Origin of the sequence: Dysosmobacter sp. HCP28S3_G4 (assembly GCF_052065175.1) — a bacterium.
In the GTDB taxonomy this organism is placed as follows: Bacteria; Bacillota; Clostridia; order Oscillospirales; family Oscillospiraceae; genus Oscillibacter.
In genome coordinates, this window is sequence record NZ_JBQHUP010000084.1 from 1 (window position 1) to 4,240 (window position 4,240).

Sequence of the window (4,240 nt, forward strand, 5' to 3'; positions counted from 1 at the left end):
CCACGATTTCTACGATTCCACGATCCAGCTTCCCTCGTTCAAGCATCTTTCATCACCCATGCTTATTTTACCATATAAATGCGAAAAAGCCCAGCTATGCTGGACTTTTTCAACAGCCTGAGAGCCCCGCCTTTTAAAAAGGCGGGACTCTTTTTGCGGTTTTTCCTGTGTTTTCTCTTGACAAGAACATTTGTTCGAGTTATAGTAAGATCAACAAATAAAACAATTGTTCGATAGGAGGAAACGAGTATGACTGGCTGGACGCTCTTTTTTACAGTGGTAGGTGTGGTTTTCCTGACGGTGCAGCTGTTCCGGATCATCGATCTCATCGAGTGTCCCTCCCGGCACCGCAGAGCCGCCCGCTGGTAAGGACGCAGTCCCATGGACGTTCTGGAAAAGCTGACCATCCTGACGGACGCGGCCAAATACGACGCGGCCTGCACCTCCTCCGGCGCCAAGCGGGGCTTCCGGAAAGGGATGATCGGCTGTACCTCCTCCGCCGTGGCTGGATGCTGTCACACCTTCTCCGCCGACGGCCGGTGCGTGACGCTGCTGAAGGTCCTGCTGACCAACTGCTGCGTCTATGACTGCAAATACTGCGTCAACCGCCGCAGCAACGATACCCGGCGGGCCATGTTCACGCCGGAGGAACTGGCGGACCTGACCATCCAGTTCTACCGGCGGAACTATATCGAGGGGCTGTTCCTCTCCTCCGGCGTCTTTCGCAGCCCGGACTACACCACGGAGCTGATGATCCGGGCGCTGTCCATTCTGCGGAACCAGTACCGCTTCAACGGCTACATCCACGCCAAGGCCATCCCCGGCACGTCGCCGGAGCTGGTGGAGCGGTTGGGCTATCTGGCGGACCGGCTCAGCGTCAACATCGAGTTGCCGTCAGAGGCGGGGCTGAAGACCCTGGCGCCGGACAAGACGAAAAAGGCCATCCTGGCTCCCATGGGGCAGATCCGCAATCGGGTCACCGCCAACAAGGAGGAGCTGGTGAAATACCGCCACGCCCCCAAATTCGCCCCCGCCGGTCAGAGTACCCAGCTCATCGTAGGGGCCACCCAAGACAGCGACTTCCATATTCTGCGGCTGACTCAGGGACTGTACGATCAATACAGATTGAAACGGGTGTTCTATTCCGCCTATGTGCCGGTGGTGGAGAACGCCCTGCTGCCGTCCAAGGATGTGAAGCCGCCGCTGCTGCGGGAGCACCGTCTGTATCAGGCGGACTGGCTGCTGCGGTTCTACGGCTTCCGGGCGGAGGAACTGCTGGACGAGACGACGCCGGACTTCAATCCCCAGGTGGACCCCAAGTGCAGCTGGGCCCTGGCCCATCTGGATTTCTTTCCGGTGGAGGTAAATACGGCGGACTACGAGACCCTGCTGCGGGTGCCGGGCGTCGGCGTTACCTCGGCGAAACGGATCTTAGTCTCCCGGCGGGCCGGACGGCTCCGGATCGACGATCTGCGGAAGCTGGGCGTGGTGATGAAGCGGGCCCAGTATTTCCTCACCGCCTCCGGAAAGATGGCGGAGGGCCTGCGGTTCACGCCGGACAGCCTGCTGCGTTCCCTCATCGCCGCGGAGCGGTCCAGCCTGCCCCAGCCGGAGATGGAACAGCTGTCCCTGTTCGACAGCGCGGTTTGAAAGGGATATCCTCCATGACGGAATTGGTCTATTGTTACGACGGCAGCTTCGATGGCTTCCTGTGCTGCGTGTTCGACAGCTATGCAAATCACGAAGTCCCCACCGCTATCACCCGCGATGAGGACTTCGAACCCACATTATTTGCCACCCGGCAGGTGGTGACGGACACCGGTCACGCCCGCCGGGTCTACCGGAAGATCCGGCAGATCTCCCCCGACGCCGCTTCCCTGCTGCGCCGGGGCTTTCTCTCCTGCATGCCGGAGATGGAACTGCACCTGTACCGCTTCATCGCCAAGCTCCTGAAGGACGGCCCCGGGTTTCTGGAAAACCTGTCCGACGAGACGCTATACCCTGTGCTGAAGGCCGTCCGGTTTCTGGGGGCTGAGGTGGAGAAGCTCCGGGGCTTCGTCCGGTTCTCCGATCTGGGTGGCGTGCTGGGCAGCGAGATTGAGCCCAGAAACCGGGTGCTGCCTGTCCTGCGGAACCACTTCTGCAGCCGCTATCAGAACGAGAAGTTCTTCATCTACGACCGCACCCACCGGGAGGCGCTGTTCTACGCCGCCGGGAAGGCGGTGATCCTGCCCCTGGATCACTTCCAGATGGCGGAGCCGGATGAGACAGAGGTCTCCTACCGCCTGCTGTGGAAGCGGTTCTACGACACCATCGCCATCAAGGAGCGGGAGAATCCCCGGTGTCAGAACACCCACATGCCCAAGCACTACCGGGGCACCATGACGGAGTTCATGGGGCCGGAGGCCTTCAGGGCCCGAAGATCTCCCGCAGACGGGCCAGTCCTTTCTTCTCCAGCCGGGAGATCTGCACCTGGGACACCCCTACCACCCGGGCCGTCTGCTCCTGGGTCAGCCCCTTGAAGTAGCGGAGCAGGATGGTCATGCGCTCCTTCTCCGGCAGCTGCCGGATGGCCTCCTGCAGGGCGATGCGCTCCACCATGGAGTCCTCCGGCGCGTCGGTGCCCAGTGTCCCCTCCAGCGTCAGACCCTCCTCGTTTTCGGATTGCAGCGACTCCGGCGACGCGGTGGCCAGATCCACCCGGGCGATCTCCTCCGGCTCCATTCCGGTGGCCTCCGCCAGCTCCGACAGAGCCGGCTCCCGGCCCAGTTCCTGCCGCAGGCTCTCCCGCATTGTGTAAAGCGCTTGTGCTTTCTCCCTTGTAGTGCGTCCAACTTTCAAGGCGCCGTCATCCCGCAGAAAGCGGCGGATCTCCCCGGCGATCTTGGGGACGGCATAAGTGGAGAAGCAGGTGCCGTAGGAGAAGTCAAAGCCTCGCACCGCCTTGAGAAAGCCCAGACAGCCCAGCTGATACAGGTCCTCCGGGTCCACGCCCCGGCCGCAGTACCGCCGGACGATGCTCCAGATCAGGCCGCTGTTCTCCTGCACCGCCTGGGTACAGGCGTCATTGTCCCCGGACTGGGCGGCCCGCAGCAGCTCCCCGTTCATTTCTGCGCCGCGAGCCGGGTGGCGATCTTCCGGCGCATCATCACAGTGGTGCCCTTCCCCGGCGTGGAGCGGACGGTCAGCTTGTCCATAAAGCTCTCCATGATGGTAAAGCCCATGCCGCTGCGCTCCTCTCCGCCGGTGGTGTACATGGGCTGACGGGCCTTGTCGATGTCCGGGATGCCCTTCCCGTGGTCCTTCACCGTGATCTCCAGCACGTTTCCCTGGCAGATGCGGGCCTTCAGCACCACCTTGCCCACAGTTGTGGGATAGGCGTGGACGATGGCGTTGGTCACCGCCTCGCTGACGGCGGTCTTGATGTCCTCCAGCTCGTTGAGCGTCGGGTCCATCTGGGCCGCGAAACAGGCCACCACCGCTCTCGCAAAGCCCTCGTTGGCGCTGCGGCTGGGGAATTCCACCGTTATGTAGTTACTTGCCTTCGTTTTCATGACTTGTCCCTCCTGCCTGTATCGTTACCAGCCGGCCGATGCCGGCGGCGTCCAAGACCCGTTTCGCCTGACGGGGCACGTTGCAGACCAGTACGCTGCCCCCCAGATTCTGCATCCGTCGCTGGGCCCGCAGCAGCACGGCAATGCCGGAGCTGTCCATAAAGGTCACGCCGGCAAAGTCCAGCACCAGCTTCCGGGGCAGCGCCACGTCGATGGCCTGCTCCACCTCCCGCGCGGCGTCTCTGGCGCCGTGATGATCCAGTTCGCCGGAAAATTCCAGCAGCAGATTCCGGTCCGCGCTTCTCGCGTTGATCTCCATATTCTTTCACCTCGTTGTCAACAGTCAGCGGCATGGAAAACCGCAGATATTCGCCTGTGAACTCGCCTTACGGTGATGATATCATGCCGGACGCCTGCTTTCTGTCGAATCGTTTGGCACCGGACGGAAAATTTTCGTTTTCTTGTCAGGTACGATTTCTGTAAAGTATGTTTCCTTTATAGTTATTTCTGTTCTACGTTTTCTCCCCAATCACACATCCGACCGCCAGGGAATAGAATACCGTATCCTCTTTGACAGATTAACTATTAAAAGTCAACCCTCAAAATGAGTGGAAGTGCTCACAGACAGATGGTTCAAAAAGGGTATGGAAAAGCTGAGGTCTTATCAGACCCCTGCTGTCTATTCA

At 60.5% G+C, this 4,240-nt stretch carries 5 protein-coding genes; 2 read left to right on the plus strand and 3 right to left on the minus strand.

Going from position 1 to position 4,240, the window contains the following annotated elements; all coding sequences use genetic code 11:
* Positions 1 to 381: 381 nt before the first annotated feature.
* A complete protein-coding gene (locus tag ACTNBU_RS12355; protein WP_441034373.1) occupies positions 382 to 1,650 on the plus strand; it encodes a putative DNA modification/repair radical SAM protein in 1,269 nt (422 codons plus the stop codon).
* Positions 1,651 to 1,664: 14 nt separating this feature from the next.
* Positions 1,665 to 2,522, plus strand: a complete 858-nt coding sequence (locus ACTNBU_RS12360) for a TIGR03915 family putative DNA repair protein (RefSeq protein ID WP_441034375.1) — start codon at positions 1,665 to 1,667, stop codon at positions 2,520 to 2,522.
* On the opposite strand, the gene ACTNBU_RS12365 is transcribed toward ACTNBU_RS12360, so the two are convergent.
* From ACTNBU_RS12365 to ACTNBU_RS12375, 3 genes are read right to left on the minus strand one after another with little or no spacing between them, the layout of a single operon-like run.
* Positions 2,410 to 3,108 carry a sigma-70 family RNA polymerase sigma factor gene (locus ACTNBU_RS12365; RefSeq protein ID WP_441034376.1) on the minus strand — a complete coding sequence of 233 codons (699 nt, stop codon included), beginning with the start codon at positions 3,106 to 3,108 and terminating at the stop codon, positions 2,410 to 2,412. The two genes, ACTNBU_RS12360 and ACTNBU_RS12365, sit on opposite strands and share 113 nt — an antisense overlap.
* Positions 3,105 to 3,554 carry an anti-sigma F factor gene (gene spoIIAB / locus ACTNBU_RS12370; RefSeq protein ID WP_441034377.1) on the minus strand — a complete coding sequence of 150 codons (450 nt, stop codon included), beginning with the start codon at positions 3,552 to 3,554 and terminating at the stop codon, positions 3,105 to 3,107. The genes ACTNBU_RS12365 and spoIIAB overlap by 4 nt, the downstream gene beginning before the upstream one ends.
* Positions 3,535 to 3,873 carry an anti-sigma factor antagonist gene (locus tag ACTNBU_RS12375; RefSeq protein ID WP_441034379.1) on the minus strand — a complete coding sequence of 113 codons (339 nt, stop codon included), beginning with the start codon at positions 3,871 to 3,873 and terminating at the stop codon, positions 3,535 to 3,537. Before ACTNBU_RS12375 ends, spoIIAB begins: the two co-directional genes overlap by 20 nt.
* Positions 3,874 to 4,240 lie beyond the last annotated feature (367 nt).

What these genes read in the sequence shown, in the direction of transcription:
- ACTNBU_RS12360 (WP_441034375.1), top strand. Translation starts at nt 1,665, where the DNA reads ATGACGGAATTGGTCTATTGTTACGACGGCAGCTTCGATGGCTTCCTG.
- ACTNBU_RS12375 (WP_441034379.1), bottom strand. Translation starts at nt 3,873, where the DNA reads ATGGAGATCAACGCGAGAAGCGCGGACCGGAATCTGCTGCTGGAATTT.
- ACTNBU_RS12355 (WP_441034373.1), top strand. Translation starts at nt 382, where the DNA reads ATGGACGTTCTGGAAAAGCTGACCATCCTGACGGACGCGGCCAAATAC.
- spoIIAB (WP_441034377.1), bottom strand. Translation starts at nt 3,554, where the DNA reads ATGAAAACGAAGGCAAGTAACTACATAACGGTGGAATTCCCCAGCCGC.
- ACTNBU_RS12365 (WP_441034376.1), bottom strand. Translation starts at nt 3,108, where the DNA reads ATGAACGGGGAGCTGCTGCGGGCCGCCCAGTCCGGGGACAATGACGCC.